This window comes from Acidovorax sp. 59 (assembly GCF_002754175.1).
Classification (GTDB): Bacteria; Pseudomonadota; Gammaproteobacteria; order Burkholderiales; family Burkholderiaceae_C; genus Acidovorax; species Acidovorax delafieldii.
Genome location: NZ_PEET01000001.1, coordinates 1,233,784 through 1,249,170, shown reverse-complemented (window position 1 = coordinate 1,249,170; position 15,387 = coordinate 1,233,784). Strand labels below are relative to the sequence as shown.

Genomic DNA, 15,387 nt, shown 5'->3' with positions numbered 1-15,387 from the left:
TTGAAACCGGGTCTGCGTGCCGGGCCCTGGATGGCTCCTGGCAGGCGGCCATGCACGGCCTGAGGCTTTGTCGTTGTGGTTGTGGGCCGACGCGGTGCATGGTGAGAATTGGATAATTGTGACAATTGTAGGCCCGAGCATCTGGCAGCGGGCTGACGCTTTCACGCGACTTACGCAAATCGGGCAATCACCACTTCTTTGTGGTGGCAACCCGGCTGGCGCAAGCCGCATCCAAAAAAAGGGGCTCCATGCACTCGCGCACCGTATTTTTTGTCTCTGACGGCACCGGTATCACCGCCGAAACCTTCGGCAACGCCATCCTGGCCCAATTCGAGATGAAGCCGCGCCATGTGCGCCTGCCCTTCATCGACACCGTGGACAAGGCCCACCAGGCCGTGCGGCAGATCAACCACACCGGCGAGGTCGAGGGCAAAAAGCCCATCGTCTTCACCACGCTGGTCAACATGGACGTGCTCAAGGTCATCCAGGAGGGCTGCAAGGGCATGCTGCTGGACATGTTTGGCACCTTTGTGCACCCGCTGGAGGAAGAGCTGGGCATCAAGTCGCACCACCGCGTGGGGCGCTTCAGCGACGTGAGCCGCAGCAAGGAGTACACGGACCGCATTGAAGCCATCAACTTCAGCCTGGCCCATGACGACGGCCAAAGCAACCGCGACCTGGCGGGGGCCGATGTGATCCTGGTGGGCGTGAGCCGCAGCGGTAAAACCCCTACCAGCCTGTATCTGGCCATGCAATGTGGCCTGAAAGCCGCCAACTACCCCCTGATCCCCGAGGATTTCGAGCGCCGCCAGCTGCCCCCGGCCCTGGTGCCGTTTCGCAGCAAGATCTTTGGCCTGACCATCAGCCCCGACCGCCTGGCCGAGATCCGCGCCGAGCGTCGCCCCAACTCCAAATACGCCAGCATCGAAAACTGCCGCGCCGAAGTGGCCGAGGCCGAAGCCATGATGCGCCGCGCGGGCATCCGGTGGCTGTCCACCACCACCAAATCGATTGAAGAGATTGCGACGACCATCCTGCAGGAGGTGAGGCCGGAGCGGCTGGTGTATTGAACAGCGTTGGGTGACAACGCTGCCACCAACCGATAACCACCAACCCCTCGGAGGGGCGATCAGAATGTTGAATAAAAACCGGGCCTACCGCCTTACTTACAAGAAAAGCAAGCTACAGATAACATAGCAACCTCTAAGAGAACGAACGGCGCAACCTGGCGTGCGCCGCTGGCTCGCCCCACAGATCACGGTAACCCACCGCCAACGGTACCGTCGCCCCCAAACAGCTCAAACACCATCCCGCGCAGCCACTGATTGACGGGTTCGCGGTGCACCTTGGCGTGCCAGAACACGCTGATGGGCGCGTCAGGCAGTTTGACGGGGTGCGTGCGCAGTACCAGGCCAAAGGGTTCGACCAGCTTGAGCGCCAGCCGCTCGGGCACCGTCGCCACCAGCGCCGTGCTTTGGAGGATGTGGCCCACGCTCACAAAGTGCGGCACGCTCAGCCGCACCAGGCGGTCGATGCCGGCCTTCTGGATCAATTCATCCACCTTGCCGTGCCCCGTGCCCGCCGACACGATCACCAGATGCTCTGCCGCCTTGTAGTCCGACAGCAGCAGCCTGGGCCGGTCCAGCGCGTGGCCCTTTCGGAACAGACACACATAACGCTGGCGGAACAAGCGCCGTTGGAAGAACCCTGCTTTCAACTGCGGCAGTAAGCCGATGGCCAGGTCCACCTTGCCAGCCTCCATGTCTTCGCGCAGATGGGCGGCGTTGTTGCGCACGGTGTTCAGCGTGACGCCCGGTGCCTCCCGTCCCAGGCGCTCCAGCAGCGCGGGCAGGAAGACGATCTCGCCAATGTCCGTCATGCCGATGGTGATGGTGCGCTTGAGCGTTGCGGGCGTGAACTGCGTGCGCTGGTTCAGCCCGCTGTGGATCATGCCCAGCGCATAGCCCACGGATTCGCCCAGTTGCTCTGCAAACGGCGTGGGCACCATGCCGCCCGAGGTGCGCAAGAAAAGCTCGTCGCCAAAAATGCGCCGCAGCTTGGCCAGCGCGTTGCTGACGGCAGGCTGCGTCAGCCCCAGGTTGTCGGCCACCTTGGAAACGCGCCGTTCGACCATGAGTTGCTGAAACAGCACCAGCAGGTTCAGGTCGATATCCGATAGCTCCATCGCCACACTCCATCAGCTCGGGTGATATGAAGTGGCGATGGTATTGCAGCCAGTGATTTGCAGGCGCGATTCTGGGCACAATCGCCCGCATGACCTTGAACGCAGCCCGCCATGGACATCCTCGTTCAGCCGCTTAACCGCGTGATCCGCGCCGAGCCCGGCGTGAACCTGCTCGACGCCCTGCGCGCAGCGCAGGTTCCGATGTCGTATTCATGCCTGTCGGGCCGCTGCGGAATCTGCCGCTGCCGGGTGCTGTCTGGTGAGGTGCTCGATGGCGGGCGCGAGCAGCAGCGCCCGCTGGACGGCGTGGACGGCGCCGTGCTGGCCTGCCAGACCTATGTGACCGAGCCCTGCACCATCGAAGTGCCCGCCCCCGAAGAGGCCGTGGTGCACCGCGCCCGCGTGGCCAAGGCCACCGTGATGGCCATCGAGCCACTGGCGGCAGACATCCGGCGCCTGCTGCTCAAGGTGGCAAAACCGATTGCGTTTTCGCCAGGCCAGTACGTGCAGTTGGGGTTCACGCCGACGCATGTGCGCCCCTACTCCATGGCAAACCTGCCGGGCGAACCGCTGCTGGAGTTTCATGTGCAACTCATGCCCCAGGGCCGGGTCAGCGGCTACATCGCCGGGCAGCTCAAGGTGGGGGACAAGGTCAAGGTCAGTGGGCCGCTGGGTGCGGCGTATCTGCGCCAACAGCACACGGGGCCCATGCTGTGCGTGGCTGGGGGCACCGGGCTGGCGTCGGTGCTGTCGGTGGTGCGCGGCGCGGTGGCTGCGGGCATGCGCAACCCCATTCACCTGTACTTCGGCCTGCGCTCGCCGCGCGAGCTGTATGGCCTGGCATGGCTGGACCATTTGCGCAGCGTGCACCCGGCGCTGCAGGTGCATGTGGTGGTGGCCTCGGGCGCCGACTCTGCCACGCAGCGGCGCGGGCTGGTGACCCAGGCCATCGAGCAGGACCACGCCAGCCTGCAAGGCTGGCAGGCGTATCTGTGCGGATCGCCGCCGATGGTGGAGACCACCACACTGTTGGCGCTGGGCAAAGGCCTGGAGGCAGCCCACCTCCATGCCGAGGCTTTTTACCTGCAGGGCGACTGATTCCGTCTCCAAATCATCCGTGTCGTTGTTGCTTCGCCTTGCCGTGCTACAGCACTGTCTGCGGCTTCGCGCCTAGACACGAATGATCTGGAAACGGAATGAGGTTCTTGGAGTCGTCTGAATCCACTTGAACCGCTCACTCAGTGCGGTCGAAGCGCCGCGAGGGGCTTCGACAAGCTCAGCCCGCATCCGGCTGCGCGCTGGGCGCCGCCTTGCGGAACGCTTCCAGCTGCGCGCAGGCTGTGTCCACCGCCTGCACCAGCGGCCAGCGCGACAAGTCCACCTTGAAGCGGCGCGCGCTCTCCACCTGCGGAACCAGGTACACATCGGCCAGCGTGGGGGTGCTGCCAAAGCAGAAATCACCGCGCTGCGGGTCCTTCGACAGCAGCGCCTCGATGGCGTCAAAGCCCGCGCTGATCCAGGTGCCGCACCAGTCGTTCACCGCCGTCTCGTCGGCACCAAAGCGATGGCGCAGCGCCTCCAGAATGCGGCGGTTGTTGATGGGATGGATGTCGCAGCCCACGATGGCAGCCAGAGCGCGCACCTGGGCGCGGTCGCCGGCATCGCCGGGCAGCAGCGGTGGGGTGGGATAGCGCTCTTCAAGCCACTCGATGATGGCGGGCGACTGGATCATCAGGCGCTCGTCGGCCTCCAGCACGGGCACGAACTGCTGCGGGTTGATGGCCTCGAAGGCATCGCCCAAGTGCTCCTCGCGCCGCAAATCGACCGCCACCTGCTCGTAGGCCAGCCCCTTGAGGTTGAGCGCAATGCGCAAGCGGTGGGAAGTTCCGCTGCGGAAAAACGAATAAAGCTTCATGGTGAGTCTCTGTGTCAGTCTCTGCTTCAGTCCCTGTGTCAGTCCAGGGCAATCTTGGCGCGCTTGACGACTTCACCAAACGTGCGCGAATCGCGTTCGATGGCCTTGGTGAGTTCAGCGGGCGGGCCAATGTAGGGCTCAAACCCGAAGGTCGCCAGGCGCTCCTTGACCTCCGAGGTGGCCAGCACCTTGCCCACGTCGGCATTGATCTTCTCGATGGCGGCCTTCGGCGTGCCAGCAGGCGCGAACAGGCCCACCCAGGTCTTCACTTCAAACCCGGCCGGGCCGCCCGCTTCGCCCATGGTCGGAATGTCGGTGAAGCCCGCCAGACGCTAGGGCGCCGCCAGGGCCAGAAACTTCACCTTTTTGGCCTGGAACATCGGCCCGGCCGTCGCCGCCGTGCCAAACGCCCACTTGATGTCGCCCGTGGCCACAGAGGTGTAGACGCTGCCCATGTCCTTGTACGGCACATGCATCATCTTCGTGCCCGTTGCTGCCTCCAGACTCGCCGCGCCCACATGGGCCACGCTGCCGATGCCCCAGGAGCCGTAGGTGATGTCGCCTGGCGCCGCCTTGGCCGCCTTGATCAGATCGCCCACATCCTTCCAGGGCGAGTTGGCCGCCACCACCACAAAGAAGTTCGTGAAATAGACCGGAGCGACGGGCTCAAAGTCTTTGACTGGGTCGTAGGGCAGCTGCTTGAACACATGCGGCTGCAAAGCCATGTGGGTGTTGTCCACCTGCAGCAGCGTGTAGCCGTCTGGCGCAGCGCGCTTGGCATCGCCGATGGCGATGAAGCCGTTGGCCCCTGGTTTGTTGTCGATGACAAGTTGCTGCCCCCAGTTGCGCGACAGGCGCTCGCTGAGGATGCGCATCACCGCATCGGGGCCGCTGCCGGGCGAATACGGCGCGACGGAGCGAACGGGTTTGGCGGGGAAGGTCTGCGCCACGGCGTCGGGCACGCTCGCGGCGGCCACAAGGGCCAGCGCGCAAAGCGCCAGGGCAGGTCTAAAAATCTGTGAACGAATGGCGGTCAGCATGGGGGGTGTCTCCTTGGTTTTATGAAAGCCGAATCCGGCTTGGTGAGTGATGGATCAAACAGTGACGTGCACACGGTGGCTGTGCAGCGCCTCAAAAATCGGCGCGTCGCTGAAGCGGAACAGGTCGAGTGCGCCAGCAGCAGATGCCTGGGCCGAGAACGGTTGCCACGACGGCACCACAAACAAGTCGCCCCGCGCCACCTGCCAGGTGCGCTCACCCACGGTGACGGTGCCGCTGCCGTCAAACACCTGGAACACGGACGAGCCCACCTCACGCTGAACCCGCGTTGCGCCGCCCGCACGCACACGGTGCATTTCGGTCCGCATCGTGGGCAACACATCGGCGCCGGTGGTGGGGTTGGTAAAGCGCACCGCCGCGTGCCCCGGGCTCAGCGTGCCCGCCTGGCCTTCGTCTTCCAGCGCGAGCTGATCGGCCAGTGCACGGTCGGTGTCCACCCAGCGGTAGGCCAGCAGGGGCGTGGCGGGCTGCGCCTGCACCATCGATACCGGGCGCAGGCCCGGGTGGCCCCACAGCCTTTCGGAATAAGAACGCTCGGCGGTGGAGCGCTCGGCGGGCGGGAGCTTCTCGCGCCCCACTTCGAAGAACTGGCTCTCGGTGTAGTACGAGAACGGAATGTCCAGGCCGTCGATCCAGGCCATGGGCTCGGTGGCAGCGTTGTGGTGGGCATGCCAGTTCCAGCCCGCCTGCGGCAGAAAGTCGCCGCGCGACATGCGCACAGCATCGCCATTGACCACGGTCCACACGCCCTCGCCTTCCACCACAAAGCGGAACGCGTGCTGCGTGTGCCGGTGCTCGGGGGCGTCTTCGCCGGGCATCAGGTACTGGATGGCGGCCCACAGCGTGGGCGTGGCAAAGGGGCGCCCACCCAGCGCCGGGTTGGCCAGCGCAATCGCGCGGCGCTCCCCCCCACGGCCCACGGGCACGATGGCGCCCGCCTGTGCGGCCAGGGCCTTCAAGCGGTCCCAGCGCCACAAGTGCGGCACCGCCTTGGATTGCGGCTGGCGGGGCATCAGGTCGCCAATCTGCGTCCATAGCGGCACCAGCAGCTCTTGCTCAAAGCCCCGGTACAGCTGCTCCAGTTCGGGCGTCGGTTCGGGCTGGCCTTTGCCCGCAACGGCGTGCAGCCGCACGGGGGAAGGCGTGAGGTCGGTGGTCATGGTGGGGTTGTCTCCTGGATGTGGCTTTTTCTTATTCCGCCGGGCCAACGTGGAGCACGATGCTGCCCACGCCTTCAATGTGGCCTTCAATGCGGTCGCCTGCCAGCACGGGGCCTACGCCCTCGGGCGTGCCGGTGAAGATCAGGTCACCCGGCTGCAGGTGGTAGAACTTGGACAGGTCGGCAATCAGCTCGGGGATGTTCCAGATCAGCTTGGACAGGTCGGACTTCTGGCGCACAGCGCCGTTGACCGACAGCTCCAGGTCGCCCTGGCCCAGCACCACCTGCGGCATGGGCACGATCTCGGAGACCACGGAAGACTGCTCCACATCCTTGCCCAGGTCCCAAGGCCGGCCCTTGTCGCGCGCCACCAGTTGCAGGTCGCGGCGCGTCATGTCCAGGCCGCAGGCATAGCCGTAGATGAGGCCAGGCGCATCGGCCTCGCTCACCCGAAAACCGGGCGCACCAATGGCCAGCACCAGCTCCATTTCGTGGTGGTAGTTCTGCGTGCCGGGTGGGTAGGCCACGGTCGCGCCAGACTCGACCAGCGTGGACGCTGCCTTGGTGAAATAGAACGGCACTTCCACCGCCTTGTCCACCGGGCGCCCCATCTCGACTGCATGCGCGTGGTAGTTGCGGCCCACAAAGAACAGCCGGTGGATGGGCAGGCGCTCGCTGCGGCCACTCACAGGCAGCGAATAGACGGGGGGCGGGGTCCAGAGGTAAGTGGTTGACGTGGTTGCGGTCATCGGTGGTTTCCTTAGCGGGTTGTCGTGTTCGGTTCTGGTGGGCTTGGGTGCGGGTGCGGGCTTCTGTGCTGCTCGGCATCCATGTGGGTTCACAGCTTTGCCATCGGCGTGTTCAGGTCGGCCAGCCGCTCGGCATCCACCGGCTTGCGCTGCTCGATCAGCCTGCGGGCAAAGCGCAGGTCGCGCGCTGCGTTGGCCCCTACGGCGGCCTGCACCACATCGCCCGCCAGGTAAAACAACACAAAGCTGCCGCTGGCCGGGTCGCCGCGCTGCACCACGCGGTGCGCAGGCGTGGGCATGCCGTAGATCTGCAGGTTCATGCCGTACTGGTCAGACCAGAACCATGGCAGCGGCTGGTAGTCCACTGCCTGGCCCAGGGCGGATCGCGCAGCAGCCATACCCTGCTCCTGCGCGTTCTGCCACGACTCCAGCCGCAGGCTGCGGCCCGCCCAGGGGTTGGGTGCCACGGCCACATCGCCTGCGGCCAGGATGTGGGGGTCGGACGTGCGGCATTGGGCATCGACCAGCACGCCACCTTCGCAAGCCAGACCCGCCGCACGCGCCAGTTCATCGTTGGGCACCAGGCCAACGCCCAGCACAATGGTGTCGCACGCCAGCGCGCTGCCATCGGCCAGCAAGACTTCCAAGCGGCCATCTGAGCCATCCGCACCCTCTGCAGCGCGGGCAAAGCCCCGCACCCCCGCGCCCAGCAGTACGCGCACGCCCTGGGCGCGGTGCAGCGCCAGCAGATACGCCGACACCTCAGCGGGCACGGTGCGTTCACACAAGCGGCTTTGCGTCTCCACCACCACCACGTCCGCGCCCTGCTGGCGTGCGGTGGCCGCCACCTCCAGGCCGATCCAGCCACCGCCCACCACCACCACGCTGCGGCCAGGCCGAAGGGCCGGGGCCAGCGCCTGCGCATCTTCAATGGTGCGCAGCGTGTGCAGCGGCACCTGGTCTGCCCCCGGCACGGCAAGCCTCCGGGCGCGCCCGCCGGTGCACAGGATGAGCTTGTCGTAGGGCTGCGCTGTGCCATCCGACAACAGCACCTGCTTGGCAGCGCGGTCAATGCGGTGCACCTGCACGCCGGGCCGCCATTGCACCGCCAGGGCGTCAAAGGCCTCGGGCTTCATGAGGCGCGTGCTCTCCGGCGCGGCTGCGCCCGATAGCACCGCCTTTGACAGCGGTGGCCGTTCGTGCGGCGGGTGGGCTTCGTCACCGATCAGCACCACACGGTCCGCAAAGCCTTCGCTGCGCAGCGTTTGCGCCGCCCAGCCGCCCGCCTGGCCCGCACCGACGATCACGATGGTGTGGGCCGGGTGGGCGTTTACGCCTTCATGCGGCAATGCGGCGGCCTCGACCTCAGGTCGTTCGGCAGTCATGAGGGTCTCCTTGAGAGGTTCAGTCCAGGGCCAGCCACACGCGGCCGCCCTCGATCTTCACGGGGTAGCTGCGCAGCGGCTCGGTCACTGGCGCACAGGTGGGCTGGCCTGATCGCACATCAAACTTGCCTTGGTGCAAAGGGCATTCGATCTCGGGCCCCTCCAGAAACCCATCGCACAGGCGCGCATGGCCGTGGGTGCAGATGTTGTCGGTGGCAAACACCTCGCCGCCCACGCCATACAGCGCAATGTCGCGCCCGGCCACGGCCAGGCCGATCACGTCATCCTGCGGCACATCATCCTGCGCGGCGGCGTCAATCCAGTTCGTCGTCATCGTCGTCATGGCGGCTCCTCAGATGGGGTAGATCAGCGAGTTGGGGATCATCTCGCTGTCGTAAACGACGAGGCGCGATGCGAACTTCAGGCCCTCGGGCGTGGGCACCACCTCATCAATCGTGCGCCCCACGTTGAACACCGTCGATTCCTTCGACAGACGCGTGCGCAGCACCGCGTAGTTGGCCTCGCAGTGGATGCGGCCATCTGCATCCACCTTGTGCACCAGCGGCGCACCCACCACGTGGCGCTGGTAGTAGGGGTCGTGAAACAGCGTCTCACGGATGCCGTAGACGCGGTCTTTCAGCATGCCCTTGCTGTCAAACGCCAGTGTGGCCAGCGGAAACCCGCGCTCGTGGTTCTCGCGCGGCTGCAGCTTGTACACGCAGTTCTCGATGAAAAACTCTGGCCACGCCTCCCAGTCCGCCGCGTCGAGCGCGCGGGCGTAGCGGGCGTAGAGCTGGTTCAGTTCGAAGTAGGTCTGGAAGTCCATGGTCAAGCCTCCGCCTCCATTACCTTGCGCCAGTATTCGTACATGCCCCGGATCAGCGTCTCGGTCACCATGTGGTCCGTGTCGCCCACCTCGCGCCCCCCTAGCTCGGCCAGCGTGCGGTGCGCGGGCTTGGTCTCAAAACCTTCTTGCGACCACTCGATCACCTCCCCATCGTCGGCGGACACAAAGCCCGCCGGGCCGAACAGATTGGCCTGGCGCAGGCGGCGCTGCGTCATCTCCTCACTGTCGTCCTCAAAGCCAAAGTGCGTCCACACAAAATCAAACGCCCCCTTGCCATCGGGCTGGATGTGGCGTGTGGACACGCTGTTGACCTGCTGCTGAAAGATCACGCTGGGGAACACGGTCATCATCACCGCCGTGGGCACCGATGCCGGTGCGTTCGGCACCGCAGCGCCCTCCCCGCTGGCTGCGGGGGCCGGGCCCGCCCACCAATCCTCCTGCGCAATGTCCAGAAAGCGCGGGTCGTTCAGCTCCATGCCCGCCTTGAAGCTGGACACCTGCGTCACATCCGCCGCCTTGCCCGCCGCGCCACGGGTCGAGACCATGGCCGCATGGCGGTGCTGCGCGTCCATCAGCAGTTGCGACTTGTTGTCTGCACGCCAGAGCCCGAAGGTAACGAACCAGGTGTGCAGCAGGCCGGGGTGGTACGGGTCCTTGATGTTCTCTTGCATCAGCTTCCAGTTGCCCGGAATGCGCTGGCGGTTGTAGCCCAGGATGGTGAGCTTGCGGCCATTAAACAGCCGGTCAAAGTAACCCAGGATGGTGGGGCCCAAAAACTCCTCCAGCGGCTCCACGCTGTGGTCAAACGACGCAAACACCACGCCGCCACGGGTGGCCACCTTGAGCTTGGTCAGCCCATGCTCTGCCGGGTTGAAATCCGCAGGCATGCCGCCATTGACCTTGCCATCCTGCTTCACGCCACGCCGAAAAGGCACGCCCTGCAAGTCGCCCGACAGGGTGTAGTTCCACTGGTGGTAAGGGCAGGTCAGGCTCTCGCGGTTGCCATGCCGCTCACGGCAAAACGCCATGCCCCGGTGAGCGCAGACGTTTTCCACCACATGGATCGAAGCATCCTTGTCTCGCAGCAGCAGCACCGAACGCTCGCCAATCACCGTGCGCTTGAAATCCCCCGCGTTGGGAATCTCAGCCTCCAGGCCAACGTAGCACCAGTGCCCGTTGTAGAACAAACGGTCCAGCTCCTTGCGGTACAGCGCCTCATCGGTATAGGCCTGAAAAGGAATGCGGCTGGTGCCTTCCGTCTCCCAGCGGATTTGCTGCGGGAATACGGTCACGGGGCATTCATGCATGGGCGTCTCCTTTGTTTTTTGTCATCGCCAATCAATCAGTCGATCCATCAATCCATCTGTCTTTCGGGGCCGGTGCAGATGCATTCAGCGCCTGGGGACCGATCATTCGCGCTGCAGGAATATCAGTCAATGGAACGCTGGTGATGTTTCACATCACTGGTGTGAATATGACTCTGACGGCGGTGCGGGAGATTGCAGGGCCATGTGGCGGGGCAAGGCGCACAAGGCCACGCTGCATGCGGGCGGCATGAGCGAGTCAAATGGGAGTGGGTACTGGGGGCAGTCGGCCGAAGACTTCTACTGACGGGTCTGGGCCGGGCGGACAGCCTGCGTGGCAGGGAGGTCGTTGGGGACAATGCTCAGCCGATGGGTGGCTTGGCCATGCAAGGGCATTTCAAATCAGCTCAGCAGGGGCTGCATTGCAGCGGTTGCTGTCATCAACGCTGCGTCGTTGAACGCGTACTATCGGCCATAACCGGCCGTTCGCCAGTCCGTCAGAATCCTCCGTGAGCCCTCATTCAAGAAGCTATGAACCGCTGGACTCCAATTTCTCGTGACGAGCTGGAGGGACTATTGGCCGATCAGCTCGCCAAGTGTTTGCAAGAACACGCCGAACAGTTTGCCCGCTTGCGCGTCCCATTTCGCACCGCATCGGTCATGCGTGGAGGTGTGAACGAATCGGTATTTATCGTGGCACAGCTTGGGCAAGTAGCCATCTACTACGAAGACGTTGAAGAAGGGTTCAACGTTTCAGAGGTCGCATCCGACGGCTCCCTCATCACCCCCGGGTTCGAGCAGTGGACTATCACCGATGCAATTCAACACCTTCTCGCCCTCCCTCACGATCGCGTTCGGAGTGAGCCTGCTACTGCCCGTCGTTGAAAGGCAAAGCTCGGCCACAAGCAGCCAGTGGTGTTTCCGAAATCTGATGTGTAACCTGCGCTTTGAAGGGGCTAGCCCTCACTGAGCACCTCAAGTATTTCAGCGTTGGCCACAAGGTTTTTACCTTCTTGGACACGCCACTGGCGCCCGACCTGCAGCAGTTCAGCAAGACCAGGTCCGTTAAGAAACCAAACCTCCAAATTTCGGGTCTCTCCAGGGTGAACGACTTCGCCCTCTGGGACCTGAACTTGCCCGATGTAGAACTGCCGGTCATCTGGGCCACCGAAGTTGTGATTCGGTCTGTACACCCCCCAACAAGGCCCACTGCGACCACCTTCTTCGGCCGAAAGAAAAGACAGTCGCGCCAGCACTCTGGGCGACGGCCCATCCTCCAGCAGATCTAAAAACGCAAATAGTTCCATGCGAAGCTGACGGTTAAATTCATGTAGTAGGCCCCATCAGATTACCGCTTTGCGTGCATGAGCTGAAGGACAGCTCAGGGCCCGAAGCGAAACTTAAGTCGTTTCCGAAGCGGCCACCGACTCCTCAGGCCTCTTGGGAAGCCCCCGCAGTTCACGGAAGCGCTGCGAGGTACTGGGTGGCCCTTTGCTCAGAAAAGTGGTCGATGACGACCTGTGCGACCACCAGCAGAAGCAATCCAGTCACGACGCCGTGCACCCAGCCTCGGCTTGTAAGCAGCAGGCCCAACACACTCAAGGCCGCTAGCACTGCCGCGCTGTAGCGGTAATACCTATACTTTGATACCACAACCTCTATGCGTGCTCGCTCTTTGGCTAACACCTGGCTCTGTTGAGGTTTACCGATACTCAAGCTCAGTTCTTCGACCAAGCCCTTGTCCCGTACAAGCAGTGATGCTGCCGTTCCACACAGCAGCATCGCAGTTGCCAAGACGGTGACGCCGAACCCCAAGGCAAAACCGGAGCGCGTCGCAACCCAGAGCCAAACGGCAATGCACGTCAACGCAGCTGAGCCCGCGAAGATGAGCATCATTTCGTTGTACTCGCCTTTGAAATATTCACGAATCAGAGCCTGCAGCGGTGCATAGGTTTCGGTGGGGGTCATAGGAACTCACTTAGTTGCCCGCGTGACACGCAGCAGCGTGTGCAGCGCGCCAATCGGAAGGGGTTTGCGCCTCCCATTGTCGAAAGGCGCGGAAGAAAGAATTCTGGTCTTCGTAGCCCAGCAAATAGGCTACTTCGATGAGTGTGAGCGAGTTGTCGGCCAAATGCCGCAGAGCCATCTGATGTCGGGTCTGAGTCACCAGGGCTTGGAAGCTGACACCTTCATCAGTCAGGCGGCGCTGCAAAGAACGCTCGCTCATGGCAAGTTCAGCGGCCACGGAGCGAATGTCCGGGCGACCGGCAGTCAAACGACGCCGCAAAACCCACTTTGTCTGCTCGGTCACGGACTCGGACGCGTCATGATGTTCAAGACGTCTGTCCAATTCCGGAGCGAGAACATCGAGCAGGTCCTTGTTGTAGGTGGCAAACAGCTTGTCTAGGTCTTCTCGACTCAACGCGATGCGGTCGACGGTCGCATCGAACTTGATGTCGCACCCGAAGTATTTCTCAAGTGCCAATGTTGCTACAGGCGGTCGTGCAAGCTCTAGCGACATTGGTATCAGGCGCTCGCCTGTTCCTCTGCGTCCCAACTCCACGAACGACACCATGGTCGCGTCGACTAAAGCGCGAGGAACTGTATCTGAACCACCATGTGGCCAAATGATGCTAAGCGCGCTGTGGTCGGCAAAATCTTGGACCGATACTTCCTCAGGTGCGCACAGTCGCTTAAAACGAGCGACCCGATTCAAAGCGTCCCGGAAAGTTCGAGCGTGCTGGGCTGCTACGAAAGGGAGAGGCATCACAGCCCCGTCCAATCCCGTTGCGATACGAAGGCCGATGCCCGGGTCTTGGCTAACTTTTTCGATGGCACGCCACAAGGCGAAGAATTGCGCTGTAGTAATCGGCGCATCGTCCTTCAGCACACTCAGAGGCAAGCTTGCGCATCGAATGACCTCTGCGCGGTCGACCGAGGCCCGCTTGAGGCCCTCCCACAAAGTGGATGGGACCTTTAATTTGTCTGGAGCGGTGCTGCTCATGTTCTTCACTTTGCTTGGAAGCCACCGTCGACGTTGAGAATGTGACCGGTGACGAAGCTGGCTTCTTCCGACAGCAGCCAGCAGATGGCGTTGGCGACTTCTTCGGGGCGGCCCAGGCGATTCATGGGGTGCATCGCCGAGATGCTTGTTTCGTTGTAGTTGGGGTCACCTCCGCCGAGCTGGACGGCGATGATGTCGGTCTTGATGGCGCCAGGAGCCACACCGTTGATGCGGATGCCTTGGGTCGCGTGGTCCAGAGCAGACGACTTGGTCAGGCCCACCACTGCGTGCTTGGTCGAAGCGTACGGAGCACTCCAGGCGATGCCATTCAGGCCGGCGATGGACGCCAAGTTGACGATAGCGCCGCCACCTTGTTTGACCATCTGAACGAGTTCGTGTTTCATGCTGAAGTACACGCCCATGATGTTGGTCTCGACCATCTCACGGTAGTTGTCGCTGCTCGACTGCACAAGAGTGCCAGTCTCGTTGGACACGCCTGCGTTATTGACTGCCATGTCCAGGCGACCGAACTCAGCCACGATGCTGTCAATCATCGTCTTGACCGCAGCTTCATCGGCCACGTCGTTTTGCACGAAGCGAACTTGTGCACCGTTGCGGGCCGCGGCGGAAACCTCGGCGACGGCGGCTTGCCCGACTTCCGCACGACGACCGCTCATGACGACAGTGACGCCTTTGGCGACAAGCTTGAGGGCAACGGCCTTGCCGATGCCAGTGGCACCGCCAGTAATCAGGGCTACTTGATTGGACATTTCAGACTCCTTTTGATGGACCGAGAGAAGTTCTCGGGATGTAAGAAGTCTAGGAGTTCAGCGGCGCCAAATATATGCCAATCACGCCATACGACATGCCGAACGCGCCAATCAGGGTTTGACTATTCGATTGAGGGGAGAACCGAATTTTCCAGCCCAACAGTAGTTCCGAATGTCTGGTTTTGGCTGAATTGGACAGCGTCAACGACTGACCGGTAGTGGCCGATAGTACCCATCCGCGCCGACGAAGCGAGCGTCCGCAACCAGCCTAAAACGGCCAGACACTCCGCCCAAAAAACCTGCCTATTCCCGCCCACGCAAGCTCAGCACCTCGCGCCCTGCATCAACCACCTTACTACCAATTTGATAGCTATAAGCGCTTGATAGACAGGCGGTAGAGCCCAATTTTCTTCAAATTTCAGCACACCTCACTACTGAAACCACGCACGCACCTATCTCGCCCGTACTCAAGGCGCACGGCCACTGGGACAAGCCACACACCGCCACGCCAGCAAAAGCCAACGCGGCGGCGCGTAATGCACAACGCTTTCTTTCTCCGGCAGCGGCCTACTTCACCGCAAACCGTACATTCACCGCCTTCTTGCCCGGCAGCGTCACCAGCGCCACCACCTTGGTGCCTGCTGCGACCTTGAAGATGCCTTTGGTTTCGAGCCTGCCCTCGCCTGCCGGTACAAGCACGGCCTCGGATTTTTCGGTGCCGTTGAGCAGCGTGAGCTTGGCGCTTACGCCCTCGGTTTTGGCAGGCTTGCCGTGGTCGCGCAGGTGCAGGGTCAGGGTGTCGGGCTTGGCGACGAGTTCGTAGTCCATGTCGTTGGCTTCGGCCACGATGCCGCCGTGTTGGGGCTTGTGGTCGTGGCCTGCGCCGTGGTCGCCAGCGGCATGGGCGGCGGTGGTGGCTAAAGCTGCGAGGGCCAGGGCGGCGAAAAGTTGGCGGGTGGTTTTCATGAGAGTCCTTTCAAAGGGTGAATGAAAAAGCAAACGAACAAATA

Annotated in this window: 15 protein-coding genes and 1 pseudogene; 3 read left to right on the top strand and 13 right to left on the bottom strand. The window is 62.9% G+C overall.

The window, feature by feature from the left end:
- The first annotated feature begins 248 nt into the window (after positions 1-248).
- Positions 249-1,070, top strand: a complete 822-nt coding sequence (locus CLU87_RS05660; protein WP_099729816.1) for a pyruvate, water dikinase regulatory protein — start codon at positions 249-251, stop codon at positions 1,068-1,070.
- A 185-nt stretch (positions 1,071-1,255) separates the two neighbouring features.
- Here the strand turns inward: CLU87_RS05660 and CLU87_RS05655 are convergent, their stop codons facing one another.
- Positions 1,256-2,185, bottom strand: a complete 930-nt coding sequence (locus tag CLU87_RS05655; protein ID WP_099729815.1) for a LysR family transcriptional regulator — start codon at positions 2,183-2,185, stop codon at positions 1,256-1,258.
- A gap of 111 nt (positions 2,186-2,296) precedes the next feature.
- Between CLU87_RS05655 and CLU87_RS05650 the strand changes: the two genes are divergently transcribed.
- On the top strand, positions 2,297-3,283 hold the full coding sequence (locus CLU87_RS05650) for a 2Fe-2S iron-sulfur cluster-binding protein (protein WP_099729814.1): 987 nt from the start codon (positions 2,297-2,299) through the stop codon (positions 3,281-3,283).
- 178 nt (positions 3,284-3,461) lie between these two features.
- Here the strand turns inward: CLU87_RS05650 and maiA are convergent, their stop codons facing one another.
- From maiA to CLU87_RS05610, 8 genes and pseudogenes are all read right to left on the bottom strand, one after another.
- Positions 3,462-4,100: a maleylacetoacetate isomerase gene (gene maiA, locus CLU87_RS05645; RefSeq protein ID WP_099729813.1), complete on the bottom strand. Its 639-nt coding sequence runs from the start codon at positions 4,098-4,100 to the stop codon at positions 3,462-3,464.
- Between the two features lie 38 nt (positions 4,101-4,138).
- Positions 4,139-4,975: pseudogene (locus tag CLU87_RS05640) on the bottom strand (Bug family tripartite tricarboxylate transporter substrate binding protein).
- A gap of 219 nt (positions 4,976-5,194) precedes the next feature.
- Positions 5,195-6,319: a cupin domain-containing protein gene (locus CLU87_RS05635; RefSeq protein WP_099729812.1), complete on the bottom strand. Its 1,125-nt coding sequence runs from the start codon at positions 6,317-6,319 to the stop codon at positions 5,195-5,197.
- A 31-nt stretch (positions 6,320-6,350) separates the two neighbouring features.
- Positions 6,351-7,067, bottom strand: coding sequence for a fumarylacetoacetate hydrolase family protein (locus CLU87_RS05630; RefSeq protein WP_099729811.1), 717 nt, complete (start codon positions 7,065-7,067; stop codon positions 6,351-6,353).
- 89 nt (positions 7,068-7,156) lie between these two features.
- The gene (locus CLU87_RS05625; RefSeq protein ID WP_099729810.1) at positions 7,157-8,452 is read right to left on the bottom strand and encodes an NAD(P)/FAD-dependent oxidoreductase; all 1,296 of its coding nucleotides are present in this window, start codon (positions 8,450-8,452) and stop codon (positions 7,157-7,159) included.
- A 19-nt stretch (positions 8,453-8,471) separates the two neighbouring features.
- Positions 8,472-8,795, bottom strand: a complete 324-nt coding sequence (locus CLU87_RS05620; RefSeq protein ID WP_099729809.1) for a non-heme iron oxygenase ferredoxin subunit — start codon at positions 8,793-8,795, stop codon at positions 8,472-8,474.
- 9 nt (positions 8,796-8,804) lie between these two features.
- The gene (locus CLU87_RS05615) at positions 8,805-9,278 is read right to left on the bottom strand and encodes an aromatic-ring-hydroxylating dioxygenase subunit beta (RefSeq protein ID WP_056061856.1); all 474 of its coding nucleotides are present in this window, start codon (positions 9,276-9,278) and stop codon (positions 8,805-8,807) included.
- Positions 9,279-9,280: 2 nt separating this feature from the next.
- Positions 9,281-10,606: an aromatic ring-hydroxylating dioxygenase subunit alpha gene (locus tag CLU87_RS05610; protein ID WP_099729808.1), complete on the bottom strand. Its 1,326-nt coding sequence runs from the start codon at positions 10,604-10,606 to the stop codon at positions 9,281-9,283.
- A 528-nt stretch (positions 10,607-11,134) separates the two neighbouring features.
- Here CLU87_RS05610 and CLU87_RS05605 point away from each other — a divergent pair.
- Entirely contained in the window at positions 11,135-11,488 is a 354-nt protein-coding gene (locus CLU87_RS05605) for a hypothetical protein (protein ID WP_056061850.1), read from the top strand.
- Between the two features lie 573 nt (positions 11,489-12,061).
- On the opposite strand, the gene CLU87_RS05595 is transcribed toward CLU87_RS05605, so the two are convergent.
- The 4 genes from CLU87_RS05595 to CLU87_RS05580 all read right to left on the bottom strand — a co-directional run bounded on the left by CLU87_RS05595 (position 12,062) and on the right by CLU87_RS05580 (position 15,343).
- Positions 12,062-12,571: a hypothetical protein gene (locus CLU87_RS05595; RefSeq protein WP_056061844.1), complete on the bottom strand. Its 510-nt coding sequence runs from the start codon at positions 12,569-12,571 to the stop codon at positions 12,062-12,064.
- 10 nt (positions 12,572-12,581) lie between these two features.
- On the bottom strand, positions 12,582-13,607 hold the full coding sequence (locus tag CLU87_RS05590) for an AraC family transcriptional regulator (protein ID WP_143227254.1): 1,026 nt from the start codon (positions 13,605-13,607) through the stop codon (positions 12,582-12,584).
- Positions 13,608-13,612: 5 nt separating this feature from the next.
- Positions 13,613-14,377 carry a glucose 1-dehydrogenase gene (locus CLU87_RS05585; protein WP_056061838.1) on the bottom strand — a complete coding sequence of 255 codons (765 nt, stop codon included), beginning with the start codon at positions 14,375-14,377 and terminating at the stop codon, positions 13,613-13,615.
- Between the two features lie 567 nt (positions 14,378-14,944).
- Complete coding sequence (locus CLU87_RS05580) at positions 14,945-15,343, bottom strand: hypothetical protein (protein WP_056061835.1); 399 nt, start codon at positions 15,341-15,343, stop codon at positions 14,945-14,947.
- Positions 15,344-15,387 lie beyond the last annotated feature (44 nt).

Excerpts from the sequence above, each read along its gene's own strand:
- CLU87_RS05660 (WP_099729816.1), top strand. The coding sequence starts at position 249 with ATGCACTCGCGCACCGTATTTTTTGTCTCTGACGGCACCGGTATCACC.
- CLU87_RS05655 (WP_099729815.1), bottom strand. The coding sequence starts at position 2,185 with ATGGAGCTATCGGATATCGACCTGAACCTGCTGGTGCTGTTTCAGCAA.
- CLU87_RS05650 (WP_099729814.1), top strand. The coding sequence starts at position 2,297 with ATGGACATCCTCGTTCAGCCGCTTAACCGCGTGATCCGCGCCGAGCCC.
- maiA (WP_099729813.1), bottom strand. The coding sequence starts at position 4,100 with ATGAAGCTTTATTCGTTTTTCCGCAGCGGAACTTCCCACCGCTTGCGC.
- CLU87_RS05635 (WP_099729812.1), bottom strand. The coding sequence starts at position 6,319 with ATGACCACCGACCTCACGCCTTCCCCCGTGCGGCTGCACGCCGTTGCG.
- CLU87_RS05630 (WP_099729811.1), bottom strand. The coding sequence starts at position 7,067 with ATGACCGCAACCACGTCAACCACTTACCTCTGGACCCCGCCCCCCGTC.
- CLU87_RS05625 (WP_099729810.1), bottom strand. The coding sequence starts at position 8,452 with ATGACTGCCGAACGACCTGAGGTCGAGGCCGCCGCATTGCCGCATGAA.
- CLU87_RS05620 (WP_099729809.1), bottom strand. The coding sequence starts at position 8,795 with ATGACGACGATGACGACGAACTGGATTGACGCCGCCGCGCAGGATGAT.
- CLU87_RS05615 (WP_056061856.1), bottom strand. The coding sequence starts at position 9,278 with ATGGACTTCCAGACCTACTTCGAACTGAACCAGCTCTACGCCCGCTAC.
- CLU87_RS05610 (WP_099729808.1), bottom strand. The coding sequence starts at position 10,606 with ATGCATGAATGCCCCGTGACCGTATTCCCGCAGCAAATCCGCTGGGAG.
- CLU87_RS05605 (WP_056061850.1), top strand. The coding sequence starts at position 11,135 with ATGAACCGCTGGACTCCAATTTCTCGTGACGAGCTGGAGGGACTATTG.
- CLU87_RS05595 (WP_056061844.1), bottom strand. The coding sequence starts at position 12,571 with ATGACCCCCACCGAAACCTATGCACCGCTGCAGGCTCTGATTCGTGAA.
- CLU87_RS05590 (WP_143227254.1), bottom strand. The coding sequence starts at position 13,607 with ATGAGCAGCACCGCTCCAGACAAATTAAAGGTCCCATCCACTTTGTGG.
- CLU87_RS05585 (WP_056061838.1), bottom strand. The coding sequence starts at position 14,377 with ATGTCCAATCAAGTAGCCCTGATTACTGGCGGTGCCACTGGCATCGGC.
- CLU87_RS05580 (WP_056061835.1), bottom strand. The coding sequence starts at position 15,343 with ATGAAAACCACCCGCCAACTTTTCGCCGCCCTGGCCCTCGCAGCTTTA.